This is a genomic window from Streptomyces sp. NPDC048751 (assembly GCF_043198595.1).
GTDB lineage: Bacteria > Actinomycetota > Actinomycetes > Streptomycetales > Streptomycetaceae > Streptomyces.
The window spans coordinates 165,112-191,704 of record NZ_JBICUX010000010.1 but is presented as its reverse complement, the minus strand read 5'-3'; the positions used below and the strand labels follow the sequence as shown (position 1 = coordinate 191,704).

Here is a 26,593-nt window from a genome sequence, read left to right as displayed (position 1 = left end):
CGGAGCTTTATCTTCGCGCGTAGATCAAGCCGGAAAATCACGTTTCGGTCCTGTCTGTCCTAATTCGCCCTCGTCCGGCCGCCGTTACCTGCTGTCCGGATAACGGAACCCCCCAGACAGCATCACGTTTACGCATCCTTTCACCCTTAAGTCTGGCAACAGATCGCCAAAGCGTTGAAGACTCCCGCACCAGGGGTGTTTCGCCCCTGTGTACGACGGACTGAGTCAATGCCGCCACAGCGGCAAGTGCGGGCCGGCCAACCGCCGGTTGAGAGGGGTCCCTGCCAGATGACGGCACCATTGCACGAGCCGACCGCGGAAGCGGCCCCGAGCGCGGCCGAGGAAGCGGCAGTTGGCGGCGTCGGCGCGAAGGCCGTACAGGGTCGTTCCCTGGGCCGGATCGCCTGGGAGCGCCTGAAGCGGGACAAGCTCGCCCTGACGGGCGGCGTCGTGGTGCTCGTGCTCATCGCGATAGCGCTGCTCGCGCCGGTGATCACCGGTCTGCTCGGGCAGGACCCGAACGAGTATCACGAGAAGCTGATCGACCCGCTGTTCGGCACCCCCACGGGGTCGCTGGGCGGCATCAGCGGCGATCACCTGCTGGGCGTCGAGCCGGTCAACGGCCGCGACATCTTTGCCCGCATCCTCTACGGAGCCCGGATCTCACTGCTCGTCGGCTTCCTGTCCGCGGTGGTCGCCGTGATCCTCGGCACCGTCCTGGGCATCCTCGCCGGCTTCTTCGGCGGCTGGGTCGACTCGCTCATCAGCCGGATCATGGACGGCCTGCTGGCCTTCCCTCAGCTGCTGTTCATCATCGCGCTGGTCTCCGTCATGCCCAACCAGATGCTGGGGCTGACCGGCACGGGCGTGCGCATCTTCGTGATGATCCTGGTCATCGGCTTCTTCGGGTGGCCCTACATCGGACGCGTGGTGCGCGGCCAGACGCTCTCGCTGCGTGAGCGCGAGTACGTCGAGGCCGCCCGATCGCTGGGCGCCGGGCGGCTGTACATCCTGTTCAAGGAACTGCTGCCCAACCTCGTGGCGCCCATCATCGTGTACACGACGATGATGATCCCCACCAACATCCTCACCGAGGCGGCCCTCAGCTTCCTGGGCGTGGGCGTCAAGCCGCCCACGGCCTCCTGGGGGCAGATGCTCTCGAGCGCGATCGACTACTACGACTCGGACCCCATGTACATGGTGGTCCCGGGTGTGGCGATCTTCATCACCGTCCTTGCCTTCAACCTCTTCGGCGACGGCGTGCGTGACGCGCTGGACCCGAAGGGCTCCCGCTGAACTGCCGTACCCCAAGCGTCCCGTGGCACCGACTACGGGGTCTCTCATCAAATCCGGAGGATCCGAGATCGTGACTACCCAACGCACCTCAGGGCGGCGCAAGCAGGCCATGGCCGCTGCCGCCGTGGTCGCGGCGCTGCTGACCACGGCGGCGTGCGGCGGCGGAGACGACGACGGCGACGGTGGCTCCAAGAACGGTGCGGCCGGCTTCGACGCCGCCAACAACAAGGTCGCCCAGGCGTCCGCGGCGAAGAAGGGCGGCGAGCTCAAGTTCGGCGCCGCCCAGGACGCCGACTCGTGGGACACCACGCGTGGTTACTACGGCATGATGTGGAACTTCGCGCGCTACTACAGCCGTCAGCTCGTCACGAACAAGACGGAGCCCGGCAAGGCCGGCGCGGAGCTGACCCCGGACCTCGCCACCGGTCTCGCCAAGATCACCGACGACGGCAAGACCTACACGTACACCCTGCGTGACGGCATCACCTGGGAGGACGGCAAGCCGATCACCTCCAAGGACGTCAAGTACGGCATCGAGCGCGTCTGGGCGCAGGACGTGCTGTCCGGCGGCCCGACCTACCTCAAGGAAGTCCTCGACCCCAAGGGCGAGTACAAGGGCCCGTACAAGGACACCTCGAAGGACAAGCTGGGTCTGAAGGCCATCGAGACGCCGGACGACAAGACCATCATCTTCAAGCTCCCGAAGGCCAACTCGGACTTCGAGGAGATGCTGGGCCTGATCTCGGCCTCCCCGGTCCGCCAGGACATGGACACCAAGTCCAAGTACCAGCTGAAGCCGTTCTCCTCCGGTCCGTACAAGTTCCAGTCGTACAACCCGGGCAAGGACCTCACGCTGGTCCGCAACGAGGGCTGGAAGCAGGCCTCGGACCCGATCCGCAAGGCGTACCCGGACAAGATCTCGATCAAGTTCTTCACCAACGCCAACGACCTGGACCAGCGCCTGATCAGCGGTGACCTGGACCTGGACCTCAACCAGACCGGCATGTCGCCGCAGGGCCGCACCATCGCCCTGAAGCAGCACAAGGCCAACCTGGACAACCCGGTCTCCGGCTACATCCGCTACGCGACGTTCCCGCAGAGCGTGAAGCCGTTCGACAACATCCACTGCCGCAACGCCGTCATCTACGGCGCCGACCACGTGTCGCTGCAGACCGCGCGCGGTGGCCCCGTCGCCGGTGGTGACATCGGCACGAACATGCTCCCGCCGTCCGTCGCGGGCGCCGAGGGCCAGAAGTACGACCCGTTCGAGCTCAACGGCGCCAACAAGAACGGCAACGTCGCCAAGGCCAAGGAAGAGCTGAAGGCCTGCGGCAAGCCGAGCGGCTTCAAGACCACCATCGCCGTCCGCAACAACAAGCCGGTCGAGGTGGCCACCGCCCAGTCCCTGCAGGCGTCGCTGAAGAAGATCGGCGTCACCGTCGACATCGACCAGTACGACGGCTCGCAGAGCTCCAGCGTCATCGGCAGCCCCTCGAACGTGAAGAAGAAGGGCTACGGCATCATCATCATGGGCTGGGGCCCGGACTTCCCGTCCGTCCAGGGCTTCGGTCTGCCGCTGTGGAACAGCAAGTACATCCTTGAGAGCGCCAACAACAACTTCGCGCTCATCAAGGACAAGACCATCGACGGCCTGTTCGACCAGTACGTCAACACGCTGGACGACTCCGGCAAGGCCAAGATCGCCACGGAGATCAACCACAAGGTGATGGAGGGCGGTTACTACCTGCCCTTCGTCTTCGAGAAGTTCATCAACTGGCGCTCCAGCCGCCTGGCGAACGTCTACACGACCGACGGCTACAGCGGTATGTACGACTTCGTCAACCTCGGCCTGAAGTCCGCGAAGTAAACCCGGCACACCCGCCGAACGGCACGAAAGGCAGGTGAAGGCCGGCGACGCGTGAGGCGGGCCACCGGATGACCTCCGGTGGCCCGCGTCCGCGGCGGGCCGAGAGCTGTGCTCGCTTACCTCATCAGGCGGCTGTTCGCCGCCGCAGTGATGCTGGTCGTCATCGTCCTGGTGGTCTTCAGCATCTTCTTCCTCTTCCCCAAGTGGGCGGGCGTCGACGTGGCCCTGAGCTTCGTCGGCAAGCAGGCCGACCCGGCCGCCGTCGAGGGGGTCCGGCAGAAGCTCGGACTGGGCGAACCGATCTACGTCCAGGCCTGGGAGTTCTTCAAGGGCATCTTCGCGGGCCGCACCTACTCGGGCGGCGGTGACGTCACCCACTGCTCCGCGCCGTGCTTCGGCTACTCCTTCCGCAGTGAGCAGGCCGTCTGGCCGGTGCTGACCGACCGTCTCCCGGTGACCCTGGGGCTCGCGCTCGGTGCCGCCGTGCTGTGGCTGATCTTCGGTGTCGCGGCGGGCGTGCTCTCCGCGCTCAAGCGCGGCACCCTGTGGGACCGCAGCGCGATGGTCGTCGCGCTCGCGGGTGTCTCTCTCCCCATCTACTTCACCGGCATGCTCTCGCTGGCGGTCTTCGTCTTCGGCCTGAACTGGTTCAAGGGCGACTACGTGCCGCTGGAGGACAGCTTCACCGGCTGGTTCGGCGGCATGATCCTGCCCTGGATCACCCTGGCCTTCCTCTACGCCGCGATGTACGCCCGCATCACCCGCGCCACCATGCTGGAGGTGCTCGGCGAGGACTACATCCGTACCGCCCGCGCCAAGGGCCTGCGTGAGCAGACGGTCATCGGCAAGCACGCCATGCGCTCCACCATGACGCCCATCCTGACGATGCTCGGCATGGACCTCGGCGCCCTCATCGGCGGTGCGATCCTGACCGAGACCACGTTCAGCCTGCCCGGACTCGGCCAGGCCGTGCTGAACGCCATCAGGACCCAGGACCTGCCCATCATTCTGGGCGTCGTCCTGATCACCTCCCTCGCGGTGCTCATCGCCAACCTCGTGGTGGACGTCCTGTACGCCGTGATCGACCCCCGAGTGAGGCTGTCATGACCGAACTGAGCAAGACCGGAGCTGCCGTGGGCGAACCCACGAGCAACTCGCAGGCCCCGAGCGCCTTCCTCGAAGTGCGCGACCTGAAGGTCCACTTCCCGACCGACGACGGCCTGGTCAAGTCCGTCGACGGGCTCAGCTTCCAGCTGGAGAAGGGCAAGACCCTCGGCATCGTGGGCGAGTCCGGCTCCGGCAAGTCGGTGACCTCGCTCGGCATCATGGGCCTGCACACCGCCGGCCAGTACGGCAAGCGCAAGGCGCAGATCTCCGGCGAGATCTGGCTGGACGGCACCGAGCTGCTGTCCGCCGACCCCGACCACGTGCGCAAGCTGCGTGGCCGTCAGATGGCGATGATCTTCCAGGACCCGCTGTCCGCGCTGCACCCGTACTACACGATCGGCCAGCAGATCGTGGAGGCGTACCGGATCCACCACAACGTCGACAAGAAGACCGCCAAGCGTCGCGCGGTCGAGATGCTCGACCGGGTGGGCATCCCGCAGCCGGACAAGCGCGTCGACAGCTACCCGCACGAGTTCTCCGGCGGTATGCGCCAGCGCGCGATGATCGCGATGTCGCTGGTGAACAACCCCGAACTGCTCATCGCGGACGAGCCGACGACCGCCCTCGACGTGACCGTCCAGGCGCAGATCCTCGACCTGATCCGGGACCTGCAGAAGGAGTTCGGCTCCGCGGTCATCGTCATCACCCACGACCTGGGCGTCGTCGCCGAACTGGCCGACGACCTCCTGGTGATGTACGGCGGCCGCTGCGTGGAGCGCGGCCCCGCCGAGAAGGTGTTCTACGAGCCCCGCCACCCCTACACCTGGGGCCTGCTCGGCTCGATGCCGCGTCTCGACCGCGAGCAGCAGGAGCGCCTGATCCCGGTCAAGGGCTCCCCGCCCTCGCTGATCAACATCCCGTCCGGCTGCGCGTTCAACCCGCGCTGCCCGTACGCGGACCTCCCGAAGGACAACGTCACCCGCACGGTCCGCCCGGAGCTTGCCGAGGTCGGCAGCCGGCACTGGGCCGCCTGCCACCTGAGCCAGGAGCAGCGGGAGCGTATCTGGACCGAAGAGATTGCGCCGAAGCTGTGAGTGACGAGAAAGCAGTGACCAAGTCCGCGCAGGCAGCCGGCGCCACCCTCACCAAGGACGCCGCCCCCGGCGAGACCCTGCTGAAGGTGACCGGGCTCAAGAAGCACTTCCCGATCAAGAAGGGCCTGCTCCAGCGGCAGGTCGGGGCGGTGCACGCGGTCGACGGGATCGACTTCGAGGTCAAGGCCGGCGAGACCCTGGGTGTCGTGGGCGAGTCGGGCTGCGGCAAGTCCACGATGGGTCGGCTGATCACCCGGCTGCTCGAACCGACCGGCGGCAAGGTCGAGTTCGAGGGCAAGGACATCACGCACCTCGGTGTGGCGGGCATGCGTCCGCTGCGCCGCGATGTGCAGATGATCTTCCAGGACCCGTACTCGTCGTTGAACCCGCGCCACACCATCGGCACGATCGTCGGCGCCCCCTTCAAGCTCCAGGGCGTCGAGCCCGAGGGCGGCATCAAGAAGGAGGTCCAGCGGCTGCTGTCGGTGGTCGGCCTCAACCCCGAGCACTACAACCGCTACCCGCACGAATTCTCCGGCGGTCAGCGCCAGCGCATCGGCATCGCCCGTGCGCTCGCGCTCAACCCGAAGCTGGTCGTGGCGGACGAGCCGGTGTCCGCGCTGGACGTGTCGATCCAGGCGCAGGTGGTGAACCTCCTCGACGACCTCCAGGAGGAGCTCGGCCTGACGTACGTGATCATCGCGCACGACCTCTCGGTCGTCCGGCACGTCTCGGACCGGATCGCGGTGATGTACCTCGGCAAGATCGTGGAGCTGGCCGACCGCGACCTGCTCTACCGGACGCCGATGCACCCGTACACCAAGGCGCTGATGTCGGCGGTGCCGATCCCGGACCCGAGGCGCAAGAACGCCAAGAGCGAGCGGATCCTGCTCAAGGGTGACGTGCCCTCGCCGATCTCCCCGCCGAGCGGCTGCCGCTTCCACACCCGGTGCTGGAAGGCGACGGAGATCTGCAAGACGACCGAGCCGCCGCTGATCGAGCTGCGTCCCGGCCAGCAGGTCGCCTGCCACCACCCGGAGAACTTCGCGGACCAGGCCCCGCAGGACACCGTCCTGCTGAGCGCCGCGAAGGAGGCGGCCGAGCTGGTGGCCGACGAGGTGCTGGCGGAGTCGGCGGAGACGTCGGCGGCGGTGGCGGCGGAGGTCGCCAAGGAGACGCCTGCCGGTACAGACTCCACCGAAACCACCGAGAAGTAATCAAACCTGAGCCCCTGCCTTGCAATGTAAGGCAGGGGCTCAGTGCTGCGTCAGAATGGAAGGGTGCTCCTGCAACTCTTCACCCCGTCCGTCCAGCACACGCTCGACGTGGTCGGCATCTTCGTCTTCGCCATCTCCGGCGCGCTGCTGGCCGTCCGCAAGAACTTCGACGTCTTCGGCATCGCCATGCTCGCCGAGGCCACCGCGCTGGGCGGCGGGCTGTTCAGGGACGTGGTGATCGGCGCGGTGCCGCCCGCCGCCTTCACCGACCTGGGGTACTTCCTCACGCCCCTGCTCGCCGCCCTCCTGGTCGTCTTCCTCCACCCGCAGGTGGAGCGCATCCAGGTCGGCGTCAACGTCTTCGACGCGGCGGGCCTGGGCCTGTTCTGCGTCACGGGCACGACCAAGGCGTACGACTACGGGCTCGGCCTCACCGCGTCGGCGGCCCTCGGCCTCGCCACCGCCGTCGGCGGCGGTGTGCTGCGCGACGTGCTGGCCAACGAGGTGCCCTCGCTGCTGCGCTGGGACCGCGACCTCTACGCGGTCCCGGCGATGGTCGGCGCCACGATGGTCGTGCTGTGCATCCGCTACGACGCCCTGACCCCGCTGACCAGCGCTCTGGCCGCCGTCACGGCTTTCGCTCTGCGCCTGCTCGCGATGCGGTACCACTGGCGAGCTCCGCGCGCGTGGAACCGTCGTTCGACGGTGCGGGAGGAGTAGTGCCCCCGGCGCCCCCGCGGGAGTGCCGGGCGACGGGCTGCTCGCCCATCTCCTGCGTCAGCCACAGGAACGCCGGGACCACCTGCGGCCGCCACAGGGCCATGGTGTGGCCGCCCGCGCTCTTCGGGACGTACACGACGTGCACGGCGGTCGGTGCCTTCGCGATCTTCTCCAGGGCCATGGCGGCCTCGTAGCCGTCGCGCGGCTGGCCGGAGAGGTAGAGGGCGATCCGGGGCGGGACGGCCTTCTTGCCCAGCAGCAGGTAGGGGTTGTTCTCGGCGCGCAGGGCCGGGGTCTCGGCGGCCAGCGAGTTGCGTTCGGCGATCGGGTCGTTGTAGCCGGACATGCTCACCGCCGCCCCGTAGCGGTCGGGGTGGGCGACCGCCAGTTTCGTCGCGCAGTGCCCGCCGGCCGAGTACCCGGCGACCGCCCAGCCGCGCGGCGCCGGCTGGGCCCGGAAGTTGTCCATGACCATCCTCGGCACGTCGACGCTCAGCCAGGTGTCCGCGTTGACCGTGCCGGGGACGTTGGCGCAGCCGGTGTCGACTCCGGGGAGCAGGGAGGTGCGCGGCGAGACCAGGATGAACGGCGCGACGCGGCCGTCGCGCATCAGCGGCAGCAACTGCTCGTGCGCCTTCATCGACCCGAACCAGGCCTTCGCCGAACCCGGATAGCCGGGCAGCAGCTCGACGACGGGGAACTTGTGGTGCCGGTAGGCGGGTTGGTCGTACTGCGGCGGCAGCCATACGTAGACCTCGGCGTTCACGCCGGACACGCGGCCCTTGAGCTGGGTGACGCGGACTCCGCCGGCCTTGCGCATGCCCGGTCCGTGCGCGGCCTTGAACTTCTGCTCGACCCTGGGCAGCCGCTCCAGCGCGATACCGCCGGTGCCGCTGGCGCCGAGGTCGGCGGCCTGCTGCACATGGTTGGCCGTGCCGAGGAGGTCGCCCCAGTTGTCGTACAGGTTGTTGGAGTTGTTGACCAGGACGAAGACCAGGGAGACGGCCGTGCCCTGCGCGAACAGCAGCATCAGCACCCGCGCCGCGGCCCGCACGACCTTCGGCCCGCGCATCCGCGACCACAGGACGAGTGGCAGTGCGAGCGCGACGACGGCCAGCGCGATCAGGGTGTAGAGGAATGCAGTCCCGGTGAGGCTCATGCCCCTAAAGAGGCGAAGTGGGGGCCCAAGGTTGACGGACCTTGCGGGCACTTACCGAGAAATTGACCACATCTCACCTTCGCCGCATTCCTTCGTGGGCGGCCAAAGCTACCGCTTAGTAATCAGGTGTTGTACGGTTCAGCCATGCCAGAAGCAGCTACCGGGACCCTGCGCGCCACCATCGGCGACAGCGAGTTCGACCGCGACACCGCGCTGATCCGGCGTGAACCCGGCGTCTACGACATCGACCTCTCGGCCGGCTGGACGATCATCAGTGCCGTCAACGGTGGCTACCTGCTGGCCGTCCTGGGCCGCGCCCTCGCCGACGCCCTGCCGCACCCCGACCCGTTCACGATCTCCGCGCACTACCTGACCGCCTCCCGGCCGGGCCCGGCGGTCGTCCGCACGGACGTCGTACGCACCGGGCGCACCCTCTCCACCGGGCAGGCGTCCCTCTTCCAGTACGACGACGAGGGCCGCGAGGTCGAGCGCATCCGTGTGCTGGCCTCCTACGGCGACCTGGACGCCCTCCCGGACGACGTCCGCACCACGGCGAAGCCGCCCGCGATCCCGCCCCTGGAGCACTGCTTCGGCCCCGAGGACGGACCCGCCCCCGTGGAGGGCAGCTCTGCCATCACGGACCGCCTGATGCTCAAGCTCGACCCGTCCACCCTGGGCTGGGCGCTCGGGAAGCCCTCCGGCAAGGGCGAGATGCGCGCCTGGTTCGGGCTCGCCGACGGCCGCGACCACGACCCGCTCTCGCTGCTCCTGGCGGTGGACGCGCTGCCGCCCACCGCCTTCGAGATCGGCCTCAGCGGCTGGGTGCCCACGGTCGAGCTGACCGTCCACGTCCGCTCCCGCCCGGCCCCGGGCCCCCTGCGCGTCTCCATCACCACCCGCAACCTCGCCGGCGGCTTCCTGGAGGAGGACGCGGAGGTCTGGGACAGCACGGACCGACTGGTGGCGCAGTCGCGGCAGTTGGCGCGGGCGAGGCTGGGCTGAGCCCGAGCACCGAGCGGTGTCAGGGGCCCTTGCGCTGTGAGCGTCCGACCCGGACGGGCATGGTGCGAGGGCCCTTAGGCCCGGCTGAGCGGCCTGCGGCCCAGCCATGCCGCCAACTGCTCGTAGATGTCGGCCCCTTCGGGCGCCGGCAGGGCCGAGTCGAAGGGCGTCCGCTCGTCGCGTTGTGCGTCGGGCAGGGTGCGCCGGGCGGTCGCGAGGGCGAACTCGGCCAGTTCGGGGTCGAGTTCCAGGGGGCGGCCCACGGACTCGGAGAGGTCCCAGGTGTGGGTCACGAGTTCCATCACGTATCCGGACAGGGCCGCGTGCCCCGGCACCTCGCCCCACGGCACCCGGACCGGCGCCGCCATCCGCTCGTCGCCCTCCCAAGCGGCCAGCACCCGCTCCCGCACCTCCTCGTACGCGGCTGTCCAACCGTCGTCCCCGACCCCCTCGGCGAAGGGCCGGACGGCGAGCCCGTCGCCGCCCTCCCCGACGACCGCGATCCGCAGGGTGCCGCCCACGATGTGGGAGAGCAGCGTGCGGACGTCGAAGTCGCCGCACGGGGTGGGACCGGTCAACTGCTCCGGCCGTACGGTCTTGATGAGCGAGGCGGCCTGTTCGGTGGCGCGGGAGTAGAAGGGGCGGGGGTCGACGGCGTTCATCATGCTGGGCCTCTCTGCGGGTCGGTTCACCCAAGACTCCCCGGATAACCTGACAGCTGCCGTCAACATTTGCCCGGGGCCGTGCGCGGCGGGATCCTGAGACCGTGAAGTCCGACCGCCTGCTGTCGATCCTGCTGCTCCTGCAGACCCGTGGTCGCGTCCCGGCCCACGAACTCGCCACCCGCCTGGAGGTGTCGGTCCGCACCATCTACCGCGACATCGAGGCCCTCTCCGCCTCCGGTGTCCCGGTCTACGCCGAACGCGGGCGCCACGGCGGCATCGAGCTGCTCGCGGGCTTCCGTACGGACGTGACGGGACTGACCGCCGACGAGTCCCGGGCGCTGTTCATCCTGGCCGCGCAGGGCGCGCACGCGGCGCTCGGCCTGGACGTGGCGCTCGGCTCCGCCCTGCGCAAGGTGATGGCCGCGCTTCCGGCACCGCACCGCCCGGCCGCCGAGGTCACCAGCCGGCGCATCCTGGTCGACGCCACCCGCTGGAAGGGCGGCCCCCGGCCCGCCGTCGACCTCGACACCCTCCAGGACGCCGTCTTCGCGGACCGACGGCTGCGCCTGCGCTACCGCCACAGCGGCGACCGCGAGCCCCGCACCTACACCGTCGACCCCTACGGCCTCGTCTCCAAGGCGGGCGTCTGGTACCTGGTCGCCGACCGCCGGGCGAGACCCCAGCTCTTCCGCGCCGACCGCGTGCACTCGGCGAAGACGCTCGACGACCCCGTCCGGCGGCGGCCCGGCGTCGAACTCACCGACGTGTGGGAGGTGCTGCGCCGCCAGGTCGAGGAGCGCCCCGGCGGCCTCGACGTCACCGTCCGCGTCCGGCGCGACCGCCTCGACATGTTCCTGCGCCTGAACGCCTCCGCGCTGGCCGAACTCCCCGAGGACGACGGCGAGAGCGAGTGGGTGACCGCCCGGCTGTCGTACGGCTTCGTCCGCGAGGCCCGCCAACTGCTCGCGTTCTCGGACCGGGTGGAGGTCCTCTCCCCGCCCGAGGTGCGCGAGGAACTGCGCGCGGCCGCCGCCTCTGTCACGGACCTGTACCAGCGCGTGAGCGGCCCCTCCGACTGAACCCGCAGGTCGGCGAGGTGACTTGGTTCGGCCTTTACTCCGCTGACAGGAGGCGTACAGCAGAGGCTCAAGGAAGCCCTAAGCGCCGTTGGTTGAGTGCCCGCCTCAGGACCCCCTCATCCTTCTTCGGCTTCTTTGGAGTTGTTTCTCATGATGCGTGCGCGTCTCGTTCCCGCGGTGGCCCTGCTGGCACTCTCGCCCCTCGCCCTGGTGGCCTGCGGCTCCGGCGACTCCTCGTCCTCGAACAGTGGCAGCTCCGGCCGGCAGGCCTGTCAGGCGCCGTCCGGCATGCCGACGGGCAACGCCTCCGGCCGACCCAGCGGCGCCCCGTCGGGTGCGCCCTCCGGAGCGGCCACGGCGGCCCCCTCGGGCGCGCCGACCGCCCGTCCCTCCGGCGCCCCGTCCGGCATGCCGAGCGGCGGCCCCGGTGGCGGTCAGGGGGGCCAGGGCGGCCCAGGTGGCGGCGGCCAGGGCGGTGGCTGCGGCGGCCCGGGCGGGGGTCAGGGGCAGCAGGCACAGCAGCAGGGCTGACCCGGCTGCCGTACGAGAGGGGCGGCGCACCACCTTGTCGGTGCGTCTCCCCTCTCGTGTGCTCAGTCGAGCCAGTGGTGGCGCCCGATGCTGATGAGCCGCATCTGGCGGGTGGCCACCTGGGTGACCCGTTCCCGCTCGTCCTCCGGCGCCTCCAGGGCCTCCAGGAACAGCGAGGCGGTGATGAGCATCTGGTCGACGTAGAGATGGGCGAGCATCAGCAGGTCGTCGTCGTTCCAGCCCTCGGCCTCCGGGTCCTTGGCGAGCTCCGCCTTCACCTCCTCGGCGAACCGGACCAGTTGGGCCCGTATGGCCTCGCGTACCGGCTGGACGCCGCCGTGTCGTTCACGGGCGATGAAACGGACGTGTGCGGGGTACGCGGTCACGTGACGGGAGATCAGCTGGACGGCGCGCGTGATCCGTTCCTCGCTGTTCTCCGAGGTGGTCACCGTCGTGCGGATCATCGGGTGCAGGCTGCCCAGCGCCTCCTCGACCAGGGCGACGCCGAGGTCCGCGGTGGAACGGAAGTGCCGGTAGAAGGCGGTGGGGGCGACGCCGACGGCGCGGGTGACCTCGCGCAGGCCCAGGCTGCTCAGGCTCTGCTCCTCCAGCAGGACCAGGGCCGCGTCCAGGAGCGCCTGCCGGGTCTTCTGCTTCTGGGCCTGCCGGATGCCGAAGGTGTGACTCATACCATGCAGTTAACAACTGTTCTCTGTAATTGGAAAGCCGTGAGGGACGCTAGACTCGAGAGTCAGTGAACAATTGTAACCACAACCGTTCACCGAAACGTCACGAGACCGGAGAGGGATTCATCCCATGCTGTTCCTCGTCGCCGCCCTGCTGCTGTTCGGCGCCGTCCTGGGCACCGTCGCCCACGCGCCGTTCACCTTCACCGTCGTCGCCGCCGCCGTCATCGCCGCGTGGCTCGGCATCTTCGCGCTCCGCGAGCGCCACGGACGCCGGCACACCTCGACCCACTGACACCCGCTTCTGACCGTCTGGAGCTGACCACCATGCACCTCACCGCCCCGGCCACGCGCCGCACCGGCATCCGCGACGCCGACGGCATGGCCGTCGCCGCCTTCATCCTCGGCCTCGTCGGCCTCCTCGTCCTCAACGTCTTCCTCGGCCCCATCGCCATCGCCCTGGCCGCCGCGGCCCTGTGGCGCCGCACGGCCCGCCCCGGCCGCGCCTACCTCGGCCTCGTCCTGGGCATCGCCGACCTCGTGGTCCTGGTCGCGTTCATGCAGGCGGACAGCACGATCTCGTGGAGCTTCTGAGAGGTTTGGTGCGCGGGGGCCGCTCCCGCCCCATCCCAGGCCCACCTTGACACGAGGCCCTTCCACACCGCCCCGTAGAATCGTGGCCACCATGGCATACCTCGACCACGCCGCGACCACCCCGATGCTCCCCGAGGCAGTCGAGGCGCTCACCGCGCACCTCAACGCCACAGGCAACGCCTCCTCCCTCCACGCATCCGGCCGCCGCGCGAGGCGAACCGTCGAGGAGTCCCGCGAAACCCTCGCGGAAGCACTCGGCGCCCGCCCCAGCGAGGTCGTCTTCACCTCCGGCGGCACCGAGGCCGACAACCTCGCCGTCAAGGGCCTGTACTGGTCCCGCCGCGCCGCCGACCCGCGCCGCACCCGCGTCCTCGCCAGCCCCGTCGAACACCACGCGGTCCTCGACGCGGTCCACTGGCTCGGCGAACACGAGGGCGCCACGATCGAGTACCTCCCGGTCGACCCCTACGGCCGCGTCCACCCGGACGCGCTGCGCGAGGCGATCACCCGCGACCCCGACGACGTCGCCCTGGCCACGGTCATGTGGGCGAACAACGAGATCGGCACGATCACCCCGGTCCGTGAACTCGTCGACGTGGCGAACGAGTTCGGCGTCCCACTGCACGCCGACGCCGTCCAGGCCTTCGGCCAGATCCCCGTCGACTTCGCCGCCTCCGGCCTCGCCGCGATGACCGTCTCCGGCCACAAGATCGGCGGCCCCTACGGCATCGGCGCCCTGATCCTGGGCCGCGAGCACACCCCCGTACCCGTGCTGCACGGCGGCGGCCAGGAGCGCCACGTCCGCTCCGGCACCCTGGACGTCCCCGCGATCGCCTCCTTCGCGGTCGCCGGCCGGCTCGCGGCCCAGCAGCGCGACTGGTTCGCCCGCGAGATCGGCGCCCTGCGCGACGCCCTGGTCACCGCGGTCCGTACGGCCGTCCCGGACGCGATCCTCGGCGGCGACCCCGTGGACCGCCTCCCGGCCAACGCCCACTTCACCTTCCCGGGCTGCGAGGGCGACTCCCTGCTGCTCCTGCTCGACGCCCAGGGCATCGAGTGCTCCACCGGCTCCGCCTGCACCGCCGGCGTCGCCCAGCCCAGCCACGTCCTCCTCGCCACCGGCACCGACCCCGAACTGGCCCGCGGCACCCTGCGCTTCTCCCTCGGCCACACCTCCACGGAGGCCGACGTCGAAGCGGTCGGCAAGGCCATCGGCCCCGCGGTGGAACGGGCCCGGGCCGCTGGACTGACGTGACCGGCCGTCCGCCTCAGGCGCGCGTGGCGGCACCGGCCTCCCGCACCAGCCGCATGTACCGGTCCCAGTCCCAGAGCTTCCCGGGGTCGGTGTGGTCCGTCCCCGGCACCTCCACGTGCCCGATGATGTGCTCCCGATCGACGGGTATGTCGTAGCGCGCGCAGATCCCCGCCGTCAGGCGCGCGGAGGCCGCGTACATCGCGTCCGTGAACGAGGACGCGCGCTCCACGAACCCCTCGTGCTCGATGCCGATGCTGCGCTCGTTGTACTCCCGGTTGCCCGCGTGGAACGCCACGTCCAGCTCGCGGATCATCTGGGTGACGCGTCCGTCCGTGCGGACGATGTAGTGGGCGGCGGCCCGGTGCTCGGGGTCCTGGAAGGCCTCCACCGCGCTGGCGTAGTCGCCCTGGGTGACATGGATGACCACCATGTCGACGTCGTAGTCGTCCGGCCGGTCCGCGCGGCGCCAGTTCGCCGTGGAGGCCGCCACCCAGCGCGCGCCCCGGTAGTCGACCGCGCCCTCGACCCGCGGCTTCTCCACACCGGGCAGCCGCCACCACAGGTGCGTCAGCTCGTCGCGCGCCAGCACGGCCGTACCGACGGCCGCCGCGACCCCGCCCACGAGCAGGGCACGCCTCCCGATCCGCCGGTCCGTGTCCTTCTCGCTCGCCCCCATGTGACCCTTCCTCGTCCCCTTGAGATCGACAACGGATACCCGCGGGCTCCGGTTCCCGTCCCCCCGTACTCTTGAAGGGCTATGACTGACACCTCGCAGCACCCCCGCCCCCTCCGTGTCCTCGCCGCCATGTCCGGCGGGGTCGACTCCGCCGTCGCCGCCGCCCGTGCCGCGGAAGCCGGCCACGACGTGACCGGCGTCCACCTCGCGCTCTCCGCGAACCCGCAGTCGTTCCGCACCGGCGCCCGGGGCTGTTGCACCATCGAGGACTCGCGCGACGCGCGCCGCGCGGCGGACGTCATCGGCATCCCCTTCTACGTGTGGGACCTCGCCGACCGCTTCCGCGAGGACGTCGTCGAGGACTTCGTCGCCGAGTACGAGGCCGGCCGCACCCCCAACCCCTGCCTGCGCTGCAACGAGAAGATCAAGTTCGCCGCGCTCCTCGACAAGGCACTCGCGCTCGGCTTCGACGCGGTGTGCACCGGCCACTACGCGCAGGTGATCGTCCGCGAGGACGGCACCCGCGAACTGCACCGCGCCTCCGACATGGCCAAGGACCAGTCGTACGTCCTGGGTGTCCTGGACGAGAAGCAGCTCGCCCACGCGCTCTTCCCGCTGGGTGACACGGTGACGACCAAGGACGAGATCCGCGCGGAGGCCGAGCGCCGGGGCCTGTCCGTCGCCAAGAAGCCCGACTCGCACGACATCTGCTTCATCGCCGACGGCGACACCCAGGGCTTCCTGGCGAAGAGGCTGGGCAAGGCCGAGGGCGACATCGTCGACGAGACCGGCACCAAGCTCGGCACGCACGACGGCGCGTACGGCTTCACCATCGGCCAGCGCAAGGGCCTGCGCATCGGCACCCCCGCCGCCGACGGCAAGCCGCGCTACGTCCTCGACATCTCGCCGGTGAACAACACGGTGACGGTCGGTCCCGCCGACGCCCTGGACGTGACCGGGCTGTCGGCCGTCAAGCCCCGCTGGTGCGGCGCCGCTCCCACCGGCCCCGGCACCTACACCGCCCAGCTCCGCGCCCACGGCGGCGAGACCGAGGTGACGGCGGAGCTGGTGGACGGCGAGCTGCGGGTGCTGTTCGGGGAGCCGGTCCGCGGCGTGGCCCCCGGCCAGGCGGTCGTCCTGTACGACGGCACCCGTGTGGTGGGCTCGGCGACGATCGCTTCGACCACGCGCGCGAGGACGGCGGTCGCGTAAGCGGCGCCGCGGCGCACGCCAGGAGAGCGCGCCGGGGTGCGCGCCTGCCAGGAAGTGGCGCCCGGGGGGCGCTCGCTAGTGCTGTGACCGGAAAGGTTTGCCGGAAGCTCGCGGCGTCCGGTGCGGTGCCTCGCAAGGCGGAGCATGACCCGCGTACTGGATGTACTCGGGTGATGCGACAACGCGGCGAGGGGCCGTGCCGGGCGTCGCGAGCCGGTGAACCTTTCCGGTCACAGCACTAGGGCGCGAGGAACTCCGTGAGCACCGGTGCGAGCGCGTTCGGGTCCACCATGTGGGTCTGGCCCTCCAGGACGCGGTACGTGCCCTCGGGAGCCGCGTCGGCGACCGCGCGGGTGGCCTGTTGCAGCCAGTCGGGGCTCTCCCCGCCCGCGACGGCCAGCACGGGCACGTCGAGCGAGGCCAGGCGGTCGCGGGGGAGGAGGCCGTCGCCCATGACGGCGTCGTCGTACGCGAGAGTCGGTGCGATCGCCTCCATCGCGGCCCACATCGGCGACCGACGTGCCCCCTCGATCATCTCCTCGGCCAGTCCCGTCAGCCGCAGGAACAGCGCGACCGCGTCCCCGCGCCGCCCCTGAGCGAGCGCCTCGGTGAGGTTCGCGGTGTACTCGGCGCGTTCCTTCGCGCCCTCCGCGTCGAGCGCGAACGGCGTCTCGTACACGGCCACCCGGCGCACGGGCAGCCCCCGGGCCGCCGCCTCGAGCACCAGCGCGCCGCCCGACGAGATGCCGTACAGCGCCGCCTCCCCGCCCACCACGTCGATGAGCGCGGCGAGGTCCTCCACCTCCCGCTCCACCGAGTAGGGCGCCGTGTCCCCGCTCTCGCCCCGGCCCCGGCGGTCGTACCACAGGGCGGTGAAGCGGTCCGTGAGGAGCCCGGCCAGGGGCGCCACCGTGCCGCCCGTCGACATCGCCCCGCTCACCAGGATGACCGCGGGCCCCTTCCCGGCGCGCGCGTAGGCGAGTTCGGTGCCGTCACGGGAAATCATCTTCTTGTCCATGTCTGTCCAGACTGCCGCACGGCGTGCGCCTCATCGGTCTACGACACTTTCCCTTCACAGGCGGACGCGTACGGTGGCGGCATGCGTATCTGTGTTTTCCTGTCCGCCGCCGACCTCGACGACCGTTACACCCGCCCCGCGCGCGAGTTCGCGGAACTGCTCGGCAAGGGCGGTCACACGCTCGTCTGGGGTGGTTCCGACGTGGGCCTGATGAAGGTGGTCGCCGACGGCGTGGAAAAGGCCGGTGGCCGGCTGTGCGGGGTGTCGGTGGACTTCCTCGCGGCCAAGGCGCGGGCCGGGGTGGACGAGATGGTCGTCGCGCGCGACCTCGCCGAGCGCAAGAGGCTGCTCCTGGAGAAGTCGGACGCGGTCGTCATCATGGTCGGCGGGACCGGCACGTTGGACGAGGCCACCGAGATCCTGGAACTGAAGAAGCACGGCCACACCGACAAGCCGGTCGTGCTGTTGAACACCGCGGGCTTCTACGACGGGCTCAAGGAGCAGTTCCGGCGCATGGAGGACGAGGGGTTCCTGCCCCGTCCCCTCACCGACCTGCTGTTCTTCGCGCAGGAGCCGGTGGGCGCGCTGGCCTACCTGGAGGAGAGCCAGGGCATCGTGTAGGCCCGCGGTGATGCGAGCATGGCGGGCATGGCTACTCATGTGATCACCGGAGCGGGTTCCGGCATCGGCGCGGCCGTCGCCCGCCGTCTGCACGCGCGCGGGGACGACCTCGTGCTCCACGTGCGCGACGCGGGCCGCGCGAAGGAGCTGGCGGCGGAGTTCCCCGGCGCGAAGACGCTCGTGGGCGACCTGGCGGACCCCGACAAGCTGTCCTGGGCGTTCTCGCACCAGACGCTCCCCGACCGCGTGGACTCCCTGCTGCACATCGCCGGAGTCGTCGACCTCGGCCCCGTCGGCGACCTGACCCCCAAGACCTGGCGCCACCAGCTCAACGTCAACCTCATCGCGCCGGCCGAGCTGACCCGCCACTTCCTGCCCCAACTCCGCGCGGCCCGCGGCCACGTGGTCTTCGTCAACTCCGGCGCGGGTCTGAACGCCAGTGCCGGCTGGTCCGCCTACGCGGCCTCCAAGCACGGCCTGAAGGCCCTGGCCGACTCCCTGCGCCACGAGGAGCACGCGAACGGCGTCCGCGTCACGACCGTCTACCCCGGCCGCACGGCCAGCCCCATGCAGGCGAAGGTCCACCAGCAGGAGGGCAAGGACTACGACCCCGCGAAGTGGATCGACCCCGAGTCCGTCGCCACGACGATCCTCACGGCGCTGGACCTCCCGAGGGACGCGGAGATCAACGACCTGACGGTCCGCCCGGGCCGCTGACGCACCCGTGAGGCACAGCCCAGCTGTTCTCAGCCCGTCCGGCATTCGAGGACGAGGCCGTTCAGGCCGATCGGGGGTCCAGGGGGCGGAGCCCCCTGGCGGGCCCGCACCAACACCGTCCACCCCACGACCTACGTAGGCTTCCACCCGTGAACGACAACTTTCGCTTCGGCCCCGCCACCGGCATCGGCTCCCTCCCCGGCACCGACGCCCGGGAAGCCGCCAGGACGGCCACCGGAAGCTTCGAGGACTTCCCCTTCCTCCCAGAGCTCCCGGCCAGAGGCCCCGGCGCCGACATGATCGGCCGCACCGCGGGGATGCTCGTAGAGCTGTACGCGCGCGTGGAGCCCAGCGGATGGCGTATCGGTGACCGTCCGGGCCGGGACACCAAGCGGGCGCGTTCCTGGCTGGGTGAGGACCTCGACGCGCTGGAGGAGTTCACGCAGGACTACGAGGGCCCGCTGAAGGTGCAGGCCGTGGGGCCCTGGACGCTCGCCGCGCACCTCGAGCTGAAGAACGGCGAGGCCGCCCTCTCCGACCCCGGAGCCTGCCGCGACCTCGCCGCCTCCCTCATCGAGGGACTGCGCCTGCACCTCGCCGAGGTGCGGCGCCGCATCCCCGGCGCCCGCATCGTCCTCCAGCTCGACGAGCCCTCCCTCGTCGCCGTGCTGACCGGACATGTGAAGACCGCCAGCGGCTACCGCACCCACCGCGCCGTCGACCGCCAGCTCGTCGAGGCCACGCTCCGCGACGTCGTCGGGGTCCACGACACCGGCGCCGTCGTCGTCCACTCGTGCGCGCCGGACGTCCCCTTCGCCCTGCTGCGCAGGGCGGGCGCCGCGGCGATCTCCTTCGACTTCTCGCTGCTCACCGAGCGTGACGACGACGCGATCGGGGAGGCCGTCGAAGCAGGGACCCGCCTCTTCGCCGGTGTCGTGCCGACCACGGACGGCCCATTGTCAGACCCTGCCGGTAGCGTCATGGGTGTCAGAACGCTGTGGCGCAGGCTGGGGCTGCAACCGGGACTTCTCACGGAGGCGGTCACCGTCACTCCGGCGTGCGGACTCGCGGGAGCCTCCCCCGAGTACGCGCGCAGGGCGCTCGCCCACTGCGTCCGGGCGGCGAGATCCCTCGCGGACAACCCAGAGTAACGGGAGGACAACACGGTGGCCGGCGACAAGCAAGCGGAGACGACGGTGCCCGCGGAGGCACGCGACAAGCACGCGCAGCTCGCTGAGCAGATCGAGGAGCACCGCTTCCGGTACTACGTGAAGGACGCTCCCGTCATCAGCGACGCGGAGTTCGACAAACTCCTGCGCACCCTGGAGGCACTGGAGGAGGAGTACGCCGAACTGCGCACCCCGGACTCCCCGACCCAGAAGGTCGCCGGGGCGTACGAGACGGAGTTCACGGCCGTCCAGCACCGCGAACGCATGCTGTCGCTCGACAACGCGTTCGACGCCGAGGAGCTCGCCGCCTGGGCCGAACGGGTCGCCAAGGAAGTCGGCACCTCCGACCACCACTTCCTCTGCGAGCTCAAGGTCGACGGCCTGGCCGTCAACCTCACCTACGAACACGGCCGACTCACCCGCGCGGCCACCCGCGGCGACGGCCGCACCGGCGAGGACATCACGCCCAACGTCCGGACCATCGCCGAGATCCCCGACCGTCTGAAGGGCGACCGCGTCCCGGACCTCGTCGAGATCCGCGGTGAGGTCTACTTCCCGATGGAGAAGTTCGAGGAGCTCAACGCCCGCCTGGTCGAGGCCGGGGACAAGCCCTTCGCCAACCCGCGCAACGCCGCCGCCGGTTCCCTCCGCCAGAAGGACCCGCGCGTCACCGCCACCCGCCCCCTCCACATGGTCGTCCACGGCATCGGCGCCCTCAAGGGCTTCGACGGCCTCACCCGCCTCTCCGAGGCCTACGACCTCCTCAAGACCTGGGGCCTGCCCACCTCCCGGCACAACAAGGTCGTCGACGACCTCGACGGCGTACGGGAGTTCATCGCGCACTACGGCGAGAACCGCCACTCCGTGGAGCACGAGATCGACGGCGTCGTCGTCAAGCTCGACGAGATCCGGCTGCAGGGCCGCCTCGGCTCCACCGCCCGCGCCCCGCGCTGGGCGATCGCGTACAAGTACGCGCCGGAGGAGGTCAACACCAAGCTCATCAACATCCGTGTGGGCGTGGGCCGTACGGGCCGGGTGACGCCGTACGCACAGGTCGAGCCGGTCACCGTCGCGGGCTCGGAGGTCGAGTTCGCGACGCTGCACAACCAGGACGTGGTCAAGCTCAAGGGCGTCCTCATCGGCGACACGGTCGTGCTGCGCAAGGCCGGTGACGTCATCCCGGAGATCCTCGGCCCGGTCGTCGACCTGCGTGACGGCAGCGAGCGCGAGTTCGTGATGCCGGCCGAGTGCCCCGAGTGCGGTACGGCGCTGCGGCCCATGAAGGAGGGCGACGTCGACCTCCGCTGCCCCAACGCCCGCACCTGTCCCGCCCAGTTGCGCGAGCGCCTGTTCTACCTCGCCGGCCGCAAGGCGCTGGACATCGAGCACTTCGGCTATGTCGCCGCGGCCGCCCTGACCAAGCCGCTGGAGCCCGAGCAGCCGCCGCTGGTCGACGAGGGCGACCTGTTCGACCTCACCATCGAACAGTTGCTGCCCATCAAGGCGTACGTCCTCGACCAGGACAGCGGCCTGCCCAAGCGCGACCCGAAGACCGGCGAGGAGAAGATCGTCACGATCTTCGCCAACCAGCAGGGGGAGCCCAGGAAAAACGCGCTCGCCATGCTGGAGAACATCGCCGCCGCCAAGGAGCGCCCGCTCGCGCGTGTCCTGACCGGGCTGTCGATCCGTCATGTCGGACCGGTCGCCGCCGAGGCGCTGGCCCGTGAATTCCGCTCGATCGAGCGCATCGAGCAGGCCACCGAAGAGGAGTTGGCGAGCACCGACGGCGTCGGATCGATCATCGCCGCCTCCCTGAAGGAGTGGTTCGCCGAGGAGTGGCACCAGGAGATCCTCCGCAAGTGGAAGGCGGCCGGCGTCCGCATGGAGGAGGAGGGCTCCGGCGAGGACGAGGGCCCGCGCCCCCTCGAAGGCCTCACCGTCGTGGTCACCGGCACCCTCGAACGCTTCACGCGCGACGGCGCGAAGGAGGCCCTGCAGAGCCGCGGAGCCAAGGTGACCGGCTCGGTTTCGAAGAAGACGTCCTTCGTCGTCGTCGGCGACAACCCGGGCTCCAAGCACGACAAGGCGATGCAGCTCAAGGTGCCCGTCCTGGACGAGGACGGCTTCGACGTCCTGCTGGAACAGGGAGCGGAGGCGGCGGCCGAAGTGGCCCTCCCGGCCCAGGAGTAGCGCGAAGGGGCGGTTGAAGGCCACCCGATCGGCGCATACCAGATGCATACGGGTGGCCGGGGCGCATTCGGGCAACCGTCGACGACCGCTGCCCGTGGAAGCCTTCCGCGGCCTACTGTTGAGATGTGCGCCGGCCGTGCCCAGCTGCGGTCGGGGCATCTCCGTGTTCGTGACGGACACGGTAAGGGCTTTCCGACGCGGCGCCGTTGACGGATGTCGGGCACCGGGCCGCGTGGCGCGGGCACCGCCGGCTGTGAGAGGGACGGGAATGGAACCGACCGAGAGCGCCGCCCCGGGCTCACGGCTGCACGGGCGCCGGTTCACCGGCGCCTGGCGGGGGAGCCGGTGGCTGACGCGGTCCGCGGAGCGCCCCGGCGCGGAGGGGCGCGTGGCCGGACAGTACACCCCCGTGGCCGGGCCCGGCCACGCCGGACTCACCGCCGCCCCCGGACTGCACGACGCGGAGCACGAACGGCACCTGTCCTGGCCCGCGTTGCCCGCGGCGGTCGTCGCGGCGGCCGGGTTCGTCCTCGGCGCGGGCTTCTACCGCGGCTTCACCGGCAGCCAGGCCCTCTTCCCGTCCGGCACCGTCGGTTGGTCGCTGGCCGTGCTCACCGGCATCATCGTCGGCCACCTGGTCATGCTGGGCCGCGCCCGCTGGTGGGGCGGCACCGGCTCCGGCGCCGCCCTCACCCTCGCCGTCCTGCTGCTGTACGGCTGGGTGTCCGCCGGCATGGTGAGCCTCACCGTCGTCGTGCTGGTCGGCATAGCCCGGCGCAACCGCTGGCGCCAGGGCGTCCTGCACGGCGCGGTGGACATCCTCGGCATCGGCGCGGGCGCCCTCGTCCTCAGCGCCTTCGGGCCCGTACCGTCCGTCGAGGCCCCCTGGACCCCGGACAGCTGGACGCTCTACACCGGCCCCCAACTGGCGCTGGTCGCGGTCACCTACCTCGCGGTCACCCGCGTCCTGCTCTGGTATCTGCACGCCCCGCGCGCCGGTCTGCCCACGGTCGCCCGTACCGCCCTGGTCAGGCAGGGCCTGGTCGCGGTCGCGCTGCTGGGTATCGCGCCGCTGGTGTGCGTGGTCGCCGTCGCCAAGCCGATCCTGCTGCCGCTGTTCGCCATCCCGCTCATCGCGCTCGACTCCACCCTGTGGATAGCCCGGGCCCGCGCCGAGGAACAACTGCGTGACCCGCTGACCGGGCTGCCCAACCGCCAGTGGCTCCTGGAACGCATCTGGACCGCCCTCGACGACGCCGAACGCATCGACGCCCGCGCCGCCCTGATGCTGATCGACCTCGATCGCTTCCGCTCGGTGAACGACACCCTCGGTCATCTCGCCGGTGACCGGCTGCTGCTCCAGATAGCCGACCGGCTGCGGCTCGCCCTCCCGCGCGGGGCGGAGGCGGCGCGGCTCGGGGGCGACGAGTTCGCGGTCTTACTGCCCGTCGCGGACTCCACCACCTCCGCGACCCGCGTTGCCCGTGGCCTGGTCGCGGCCCTCAGCTCCCCGCTGGACCTCGACGGCCTCACGCTCGTGCTGGAGGCCAGCGCGGGCGTCGCCGTCTTCCCCGACCACGCCCTCGACGCCGAGGGCCTGCTGCGTCGCGCGGACGTCGCGATGTACCAGGCGAAACGCGACCGTACGGGCGTGGAGGTCTACGAGTCCAAGCGGGACTCCAACACCCCCGACCGGCTGGGCCTCCTGGGCGATCTGCGCCGCGCCCTCGACGCCCACGAGGTGCAGCTGCACTACCAGCCGAAGGTCCGCTTCGACGGACAGGTGGCCGGCCTGGAGGCCCTGGTCCGCTGGGTGCACCCCGAGCGCGGCAAGGTGCCGCCGGACGAGTTCATAGCCATCGCCGAGTCCTCGGGGCTGATGCCCCACCTGACGGAGTACGTGCTGGAGACCGCGCTCGGCCAGGTCGCCGCCTGGCGGGCCCAGGGCCTGTTTGTGCCGGTCGCCGTCAACGTCTCCCCGCGCGACGTGCACACCCCCGGCTTCGCGGGGTCCGTCGCCGCCCGGCTCGCGCGCCATGGCGTCCCCGCGGGAGCGCTCCAACTGGAGATAACCGAACACGTCCTGCTGGAGGACCCGCAGCGGGCCGCCGACACCCTCCACGGGCTGACCGGGCACGGCGTGAAGATGTCCCTGGACGACTTCGGTACCGGCTACTCCTCCCTCGTGCACCTGAAACGGCTCCCCGTCAGCGAGCTCAAGATCGACCGCTCCTTCGTGGCGCGGCTCGCCGTCGACACCGAGGACGCCGAGATCGTGCGCTGCACGGTCGACCTCGCCCATTCGCTCGGCCTGCTCGTCGTCGCCGAGGGCGTCGAGGACGACGAGACCTGGGAGCGGCTGCGCGACCTCGGCTGTGACGCCGTACAGGGCTGGCTGGTCGCGGCCGCGATGCCGCCCGAGGAGACCACGGCCTGGCTGCGGGCCCGCGGCTCCCGCGGCTGGCAGCGTCCCGCGGCCGCCCTCCCGGCAGCGGCCACCGACGAGTAGCGCGCAGGGCCACCGGCCCTCCCGTCACGTCGTCGGTCACCGACGAATCGCGCGCAGGGCCACCGGCTGAACTGTCCACGTCGGCGGTCACCGACGAATGGCCCGCAGGGCCACCGGCCAGCCCGTCCACGTCGGCGGCCAAGCGGACGTTCCCCGTGGAGCCGCCCGCCGCCGCCGGCGGCCCTCCACGCGTCGGCTGCTCCCTCAGCAAAGCCGCCGGTGGGCCCCACGCCTCAGCTCACCCCGTCGGTGGCCCCCGCGCCTCGGCTCACCCCGCCGCGAAGTGCCCGATCAGCAGCTCCAGGCGCCTGCTGTGCGCGCCCGCCGGCAGGCGGCCGCTGTGCGTCAGGGTGACCAGGCCGTGGAGGCTCGCCCAGTACGTTTCCGTCAGCAGGCCCGGGTCGTCGCCCTCGGTCACCGCCGGTTCCACCGCCTCGACCAGCTCGTCGAAGGCGTCCCGCAGGGCCGCGGGGGCCTCCGGGGTGGCGAACGGCAGGTCCACGGCGTGCGTGAACATCGCGTCGTAGAGGGCGGGCCGCCGCCGCGCGAACGCCGTGTACGCCTCACCCACCGCCGCCAGCCCGTCGCGCGCGCCCTCGGCCGCCGGCCGCGCGGCCCGCAGCACCGCCGCCAGCTCGGCGCAGCCCTCCACCGCGACCGCCGCCATGATCGCGTCCTTGCCCTTGAAGTGGCTGTAGAGGACGGGCTGGCTGTACTCGATCTCCGCCGCGAGGCGGCGGGTCGTCACCGCTCCCCAGCCTTCGGCCTCCGCCAACCCGCGCGCGGCCGTGACGATCAGCTTCTCGCGCTCCGCTCGTTCGCGCTCTCGGCGCCTCTGAATCGACATGCCAGGATTCTAGCGCCACTAGCCATTCTGTCGATGCTCTGATAGCTTCGCTCTTGTCCCTAGCGCTGCTAGTAAGGAGAAGAGACATGACCGTCGCCGCCTACACCCTGGCCATCGTGCTCAACCTGCTCTGCCTGCTCATCGGCTACCGGTTCCTGTTCCAGCCCGCCCCCGCCGCCGCCGGTTACGGCGTCCCGGCGAATCCCTCCGGCGACACCGGCGCCTACCTCACCATCAAGGGCCTCAGGGACGGCACGTTCGGCATCGTGGGTCTGGCGCTGCTGGCCTTCGTGGGGGCGCGCGCCGAGGCCTGGTTCATGCTCTGCGTGGCACTCGTGCCGCTCGTCGACACACGGATAGTCCTGCGGCACGGCGGCACGAAGGCCGCGGCGTTCGGGATCCACTTCGCCACCGCGGTCCTCGTACTGATCAGCGCCGCCCTGCTCTTCATCGTCTGACCACGTCAACCACATCGACCGGGGGTTTCCGACATGTCGCTGTTCGTTCCGGAGTTCGACGAGTCCGTGATCGTGCGCGAGGCCGAGGCCGAAGTCGTCGGCCGCGCGCCCACCACCATCCGCCTGCTGGCCGACAGCAGCCAGACCGGCGGCGCCCTGTCCACCCAGCGCGTCACCCTCAAAGGGGGCGCCGACGGCGCCAAGCCGCACTGGCACGACAACTCCGCCGAGATGTTCTTCCTGCTCGACGGCGCCGCGGAGATCCTCTCCGGCGAGGACGTCGTCACCGCCGGCCCGGGCGACCTCGTCATCGTCCCGCCGGGCAAGCCGCACGCCTTCGCCGCCGTCCCCGGGGCCGACGCCGACCTCCTCATCGTCATCACACCCGGCGTCGAACGCTTCGAGTACTTCCGCCACCTCCAGCGCATCGCTCTGGGCGAGGCCACCCCGGAGAGCCTCCTCGACGTGCAGGAGCTGTACGACAACCACTTTCTAGAGAGCGCGGCCTGGGAAGGAAGGCGCTAGCGGCAAACCGTTTCACGGGCACAGGGCGCCGCACCCTAGGATTGGGCCCAAACACCACACACTCACCCCAGAGGATCGCTGCATGCCTGGCATCACGCGCGAGGAGGTCGCCCACCTCGCCCGGCTGGCGCGTCTGGAGCTGAAGCCCGAAGAGCTCGACCACTTCGCAGGCCAGCTCGACGACATCATCGGCGCGGTCGCACGCGTCAGCGAGGTCGCCGACCAAGACGTACCACCGACCTCGCACCCGCTCCCGCTGACGAACGTCATGCGCGCGGACGAGGTCCGTCCCTCGCTCACCCCCGAGCAGGCGCTCTCCGGCGCCCCCGCCCAGGAGCAGCAGCGTTTCAAGGTGCCGCAGATCCTGGGGGAGGACTGA

The 26,593-nt window shown here is 70.7% G+C and carries 27 protein-coding genes; 21 read left to right on the top strand and 6 right to left on the bottom strand.

All coding sequences use genetic code 11. The annotated features are described in order from the left end of the window. The first annotated feature begins 288 nt into the window (after positions 1-288). The 6 genes from ACGFNV_RS30470 to ACGFNV_RS30445 all read left to right on the top strand — a co-directional run bounded on the left by ACGFNV_RS30470 (position 289) and on the right by ACGFNV_RS30445 (position 7,301). Positions 289-1,296, top strand: a complete 1,008-nt coding sequence (locus ACGFNV_RS30470) for an ABC transporter permease (protein ID WP_393626695.1) — start codon at positions 289-291, stop codon at positions 1,294-1,296. Positions 1,297-1,366: 70 nt separating this feature from the next. After that, entirely contained in the window at positions 1,367-3,163 is a 1,797-nt protein-coding gene (locus ACGFNV_RS30465; RefSeq protein ID WP_393626693.1) for an ABC transporter substrate-binding protein, read from the top strand. Between the two features lie 108 nt (positions 3,164-3,271). Continuing rightward, entirely contained in the window at positions 3,272-4,270 is a 999-nt protein-coding gene (locus tag ACGFNV_RS30460; RefSeq protein ID WP_393626691.1) for an ABC transporter permease, read from the top strand. Further along, the gene (locus tag ACGFNV_RS30455; protein ID WP_393626689.1) at positions 4,267-5,364 is read left to right on the top strand and encodes an ABC transporter ATP-binding protein; all 1,098 of its coding nucleotides are present in this window, start codon (positions 4,267-4,269) and stop codon (positions 5,362-5,364) included. The genes ACGFNV_RS30460 and ACGFNV_RS30455 overlap by 4 nt, the downstream gene beginning before the upstream one ends. Next, the gene (locus ACGFNV_RS30450) at positions 5,361-6,581 is read left to right on the top strand and encodes an ABC transporter ATP-binding protein (RefSeq protein ID WP_393626688.1); all 1,221 of its coding nucleotides are present in this window, start codon (positions 5,361-5,363) and stop codon (positions 6,579-6,581) included. Before ACGFNV_RS30455 ends, ACGFNV_RS30450 begins: the two co-directional genes overlap by 4 nt. 63 nt (positions 6,582-6,644) lie before the next feature. Next, positions 6,645-7,301 carry a trimeric intracellular cation channel family protein gene (locus ACGFNV_RS30445; protein WP_393626686.1) on the top strand — a complete coding sequence of 219 codons (657 nt, stop codon included), beginning with the start codon at positions 6,645-6,647 and terminating at the stop codon, positions 7,299-7,301. On the opposite strand, the gene ACGFNV_RS30440 is transcribed toward ACGFNV_RS30445, so the two are convergent. Then, a complete protein-coding gene (locus ACGFNV_RS30440) occupies positions 7,210-8,460 on the bottom strand; it encodes an alpha/beta hydrolase (protein WP_393626684.1) in 1,251 nt (416 codons plus the stop codon). The two genes, ACGFNV_RS30445 and ACGFNV_RS30440, sit on opposite strands and share 92 nt — an antisense overlap. Before the next feature lie 144 nt (positions 8,461-8,604). On the opposite strand from ACGFNV_RS30440, the gene ACGFNV_RS30435 reads away from it, so the two are divergent. Beyond that, a complete protein-coding gene (locus tag ACGFNV_RS30435; protein WP_393626682.1) occupies positions 8,605-9,462 on the top strand; it encodes a thioesterase family protein in 858 nt (285 codons plus the stop codon). 74 nt (positions 9,463-9,536) lie between these two features. On the opposite strand, the gene ACGFNV_RS30430 is transcribed toward ACGFNV_RS30435, so the two are convergent. Further along, positions 9,537-10,124, bottom strand: a complete 588-nt coding sequence (locus ACGFNV_RS30430; RefSeq protein ID WP_393626900.1) for a TIGR03086 family metal-binding protein — start codon at positions 10,122-10,124, stop codon at positions 9,537-9,539. Positions 10,125-10,228: 104 nt separating this feature from the next. Between ACGFNV_RS30430 and ACGFNV_RS30425 the strand changes: the two genes are divergently transcribed. Together ACGFNV_RS30425 and ACGFNV_RS30420 are read left to right on the top strand one after the other, a co-directional pair. Next, positions 10,229-11,206, top strand: coding sequence for a helix-turn-helix transcriptional regulator (locus ACGFNV_RS30425; protein ID WP_393626681.1), 978 nt, complete (start codon positions 10,229-10,231; stop codon positions 11,204-11,206). A gap of 150 nt (positions 11,207-11,356) precedes the next feature. Continuing rightward, entirely contained in the window at positions 11,357-11,737 is a 381-nt protein-coding gene (locus tag ACGFNV_RS30420) for a hypothetical protein (protein ID WP_393626679.1), read from the top strand. A gap of 62 nt (positions 11,738-11,799) precedes the next feature. Here ACGFNV_RS30420 and ACGFNV_RS30415 read toward each other — a convergent pair whose 3' ends face one another. Further along, positions 11,800-12,426 (bottom strand): TetR family transcriptional regulator, encoded by a 627-nt coding sequence (locus tag ACGFNV_RS30415; protein ID WP_393626677.1) that lies wholly within the window; start codon positions 12,424-12,426, stop codon positions 11,800-11,802. 127 nt (positions 12,427-12,553) lie between these two features. Between ACGFNV_RS30415 and ACGFNV_RS30410 the strand changes: the two genes are divergently transcribed. The 3 genes from ACGFNV_RS30410 (at position 12,554) to ACGFNV_RS30400 (ending at position 14,272) form a co-directional block, all read left to right on the top strand. After that, positions 12,554-12,718, top strand: coding sequence for a hypothetical protein (locus tag ACGFNV_RS30410; protein WP_166662443.1), 165 nt, complete (start codon positions 12,554-12,556; stop codon positions 12,716-12,718). Positions 12,719-12,750: 32 nt separating this feature from the next. After that, the gene (locus ACGFNV_RS30405; protein ID WP_393626675.1) at positions 12,751-13,017 is read left to right on the top strand and encodes a DUF4190 domain-containing protein; all 267 of its coding nucleotides are present in this window, start codon (positions 12,751-12,753) and stop codon (positions 13,015-13,017) included. 91 nt (positions 13,018-13,108) lie between these two features. Next, on the top strand, positions 13,109-14,272 hold the full coding sequence (locus ACGFNV_RS30400; RefSeq protein ID WP_393626673.1) for a cysteine desulfurase family protein: 1,164 nt from the start codon (positions 13,109-13,111) through the stop codon (positions 14,270-14,272). A 13-nt stretch (positions 14,273-14,285) separates the two neighbouring features. Here the strand turns inward: ACGFNV_RS30400 and ACGFNV_RS30395 are convergent, their stop codons facing one another. Then, complete coding sequence (locus tag ACGFNV_RS30395) at positions 14,286-14,948, bottom strand: N-acetylmuramoyl-L-alanine amidase (protein ID WP_393626671.1); 663 nt, start codon at positions 14,946-14,948, stop codon at positions 14,286-14,288. A gap of 81 nt (positions 14,949-15,029) precedes the next feature. Here ACGFNV_RS30395 and mnmA point away from each other — a divergent pair, with 81 nt between their 5' ends. Then, complete coding sequence (gene mnmA, locus ACGFNV_RS30390; protein ID WP_393626669.1) at positions 15,030-16,160, top strand: tRNA 2-thiouridine(34) synthase MnmA; 1,131 nt, start codon at positions 15,030-15,032, stop codon at positions 16,158-16,160. Between the two features lie 238 nt (positions 16,161-16,398). Here the strand turns inward: mnmA and ACGFNV_RS30385 are convergent, their stop codons facing one another. Then, positions 16,399-17,178 (bottom strand): alpha/beta fold hydrolase, encoded by a 780-nt coding sequence (locus ACGFNV_RS30385; RefSeq protein ID WP_393626667.1) that lies wholly within the window; start codon positions 17,176-17,178, stop codon positions 16,399-16,401. 81 nt (positions 17,179-17,259) lie between these two features. Between ACGFNV_RS30385 and ACGFNV_RS30380 the strand changes: the two genes are divergently transcribed. The 5 genes from ACGFNV_RS30380 (at position 17,260) to ACGFNV_RS30360 (ending at position 24,384) form a co-directional block, all read left to right on the top strand. Next, positions 17,260-17,799: a TIGR00730 family Rossman fold protein gene (locus ACGFNV_RS30380; protein WP_393626665.1), complete on the top strand. Its 540-nt coding sequence runs from the start codon at positions 17,260-17,262 to the stop codon at positions 17,797-17,799. 27 nt (positions 17,800-17,826) lie between these two features. Then, complete coding sequence (locus ACGFNV_RS30375) at positions 17,827-18,516, top strand: SDR family oxidoreductase (protein WP_393626663.1); 690 nt, start codon at positions 17,827-17,829, stop codon at positions 18,514-18,516. A 149-nt stretch (positions 18,517-18,665) separates the two neighbouring features. Continuing rightward, positions 18,666-19,667 (top strand): methionine synthase, encoded by a 1,002-nt coding sequence (locus tag ACGFNV_RS30370; protein WP_393626662.1) that lies wholly within the window; start codon positions 18,666-18,668, stop codon positions 19,665-19,667. A gap of 15 nt (positions 19,668-19,682) precedes the next feature. Continuing rightward, a complete protein-coding gene (gene ligA / locus ACGFNV_RS30365) occupies positions 19,683-21,875 on the top strand; it encodes an NAD-dependent DNA ligase LigA (protein WP_393626660.1) in 2,193 nt (730 codons plus the stop codon). A gap of 268 nt (positions 21,876-22,143) precedes the next feature. Beyond that, on the top strand, positions 22,144-24,384 hold the full coding sequence (locus ACGFNV_RS30360; RefSeq protein WP_393626659.1) for a putative bifunctional diguanylate cyclase/phosphodiesterase: 2,241 nt from the start codon (positions 22,144-22,146) through the stop codon (positions 24,382-24,384). 268 nt (positions 24,385-24,652) lie between these two features. On the opposite strand, the gene ACGFNV_RS30355 is transcribed toward ACGFNV_RS30360, so the two are convergent. Beyond that, complete coding sequence (locus tag ACGFNV_RS30355) at positions 24,653-25,231, bottom strand: TetR/AcrR family transcriptional regulator (RefSeq protein WP_393626657.1); 579 nt, start codon at positions 25,229-25,231, stop codon at positions 24,653-24,655. A gap of 86 nt (positions 25,232-25,317) precedes the next feature. Here ACGFNV_RS30355 and ACGFNV_RS30350 point away from each other — a divergent pair, with 86 nt between their 5' ends. The 3 genes from ACGFNV_RS30350 (at position 25,318) to gatC (ending at position 26,593) form a co-directional block, all read left to right on the top strand. Next, positions 25,318-25,689 (top strand): DUF4267 domain-containing protein, encoded by a 372-nt coding sequence (locus ACGFNV_RS30350; RefSeq protein WP_393626655.1) that lies wholly within the window; start codon positions 25,318-25,320, stop codon positions 25,687-25,689. A gap of 33 nt (positions 25,690-25,722) precedes the next feature. Then, complete coding sequence (locus tag ACGFNV_RS30345) at positions 25,723-26,214, top strand: cupin domain-containing protein (protein WP_393626653.1); 492 nt, start codon at positions 25,723-25,725, stop codon at positions 26,212-26,214. 82 nt (positions 26,215-26,296) lie between these two features. Beyond that, a complete protein-coding gene (gene gatC / locus ACGFNV_RS30340; protein WP_018531282.1) occupies positions 26,297-26,593 on the top strand; it encodes an Asp-tRNA(Asn)/Glu-tRNA(Gln) amidotransferase subunit GatC in 297 nt (98 codons plus the stop codon).

Coding starts and splice junctions, on each gene's coding strand:
- ACGFNV_RS30345 (WP_393626653.1), top strand. CDS start 25,723: ATGTCGCTGTTCGTTCCGGAGTTCGACGAGTCCGTGATCGTGCGCGAG.
- ACGFNV_RS30360 (WP_393626659.1), top strand. CDS start 22,144: ATGGAACCGACCGAGAGCGCCGCCCCGGGCTCACGGCTGCACGGGCGC.
- gatC (WP_018531282.1), top strand. CDS start 26,297: ATGCCTGGCATCACGCGCGAGGAGGTCGCCCACCTCGCCCGGCTGGCG.
- ACGFNV_RS30385 (WP_393626667.1), bottom strand. CDS start 17,178: ATGGACAAGAAGATGATTTCCCGTGACGGCACCGAACTCGCCTACGCG.
- ACGFNV_RS30375 (WP_393626663.1), top strand. CDS start 17,827: ATGGCTACTCATGTGATCACCGGAGCGGGTTCCGGCATCGGCGCGGCC.
- ACGFNV_RS30395 (WP_393626671.1), bottom strand. CDS start 14,948: ATGGGGGCGAGCGAGAAGGACACGGACCGGCGGATCGGGAGGCGTGCC.
- ACGFNV_RS30355 (WP_393626657.1), bottom strand. CDS start 25,231: ATGTCGATTCAGAGGCGCCGAGAGCGCGAACGAGCGGAGCGCGAGAAG.
- ACGFNV_RS30470 (WP_393626695.1), top strand. CDS start 289: ATGACGGCACCATTGCACGAGCCGACCGCGGAAGCGGCCCCGAGCGCG.
- ACGFNV_RS30430 (WP_393626900.1), bottom strand. CDS start 10,124: ATGAACGCCGTCGACCCCCGCCCCTTCTACTCCCGCGCCACCGAACAG.
- ACGFNV_RS30400 (WP_393626673.1), top strand. CDS start 13,109: ATGGCATACCTCGACCACGCCGCGACCACCCCGATGCTCCCCGAGGCA.
- ACGFNV_RS30440 (WP_393626684.1), bottom strand. CDS start 8,460: ATGAGCCTCACCGGGACTGCATTCCTCTACACCCTGATCGCGCTGGCC.
- ACGFNV_RS30420 (WP_393626679.1), top strand. CDS start 11,357: ATGATGCGTGCGCGTCTCGTTCCCGCGGTGGCCCTGCTGGCACTCTCG.
- ACGFNV_RS30455 (WP_393626689.1), top strand. CDS start 4,267: ATGACCGAACTGAGCAAGACCGGAGCTGCCGTGGGCGAACCCACGAGC.
- ACGFNV_RS30405 (WP_393626675.1), top strand. CDS start 12,751: ATGCACCTCACCGCCCCGGCCACGCGCCGCACCGGCATCCGCGACGCC.
- ACGFNV_RS30410 (WP_166662443.1), top strand. CDS start 12,554: ATGCTGTTCCTCGTCGCCGCCCTGCTGCTGTTCGGCGCCGTCCTGGGC.
- ACGFNV_RS30415 (WP_393626677.1), bottom strand. CDS start 12,426: ATGAGTCACACCTTCGGCATCCGGCAGGCCCAGAAGCAGAAGACCCGG.
- ACGFNV_RS30350 (WP_393626655.1), top strand. CDS start 25,318: ATGACCGTCGCCGCCTACACCCTGGCCATCGTGCTCAACCTGCTCTGC.
- ACGFNV_RS30435 (WP_393626682.1), top strand. CDS start 8,605: ATGCCAGAAGCAGCTACCGGGACCCTGCGCGCCACCATCGGCGACAGC.
- mnmA (WP_393626669.1), top strand. CDS start 15,030: ATGACTGACACCTCGCAGCACCCCCGCCCCCTCCGTGTCCTCGCCGCC.
- ACGFNV_RS30380 (WP_393626665.1), top strand. CDS start 17,260: ATGCGTATCTGTGTTTTCCTGTCCGCCGCCGACCTCGACGACCGTTAC.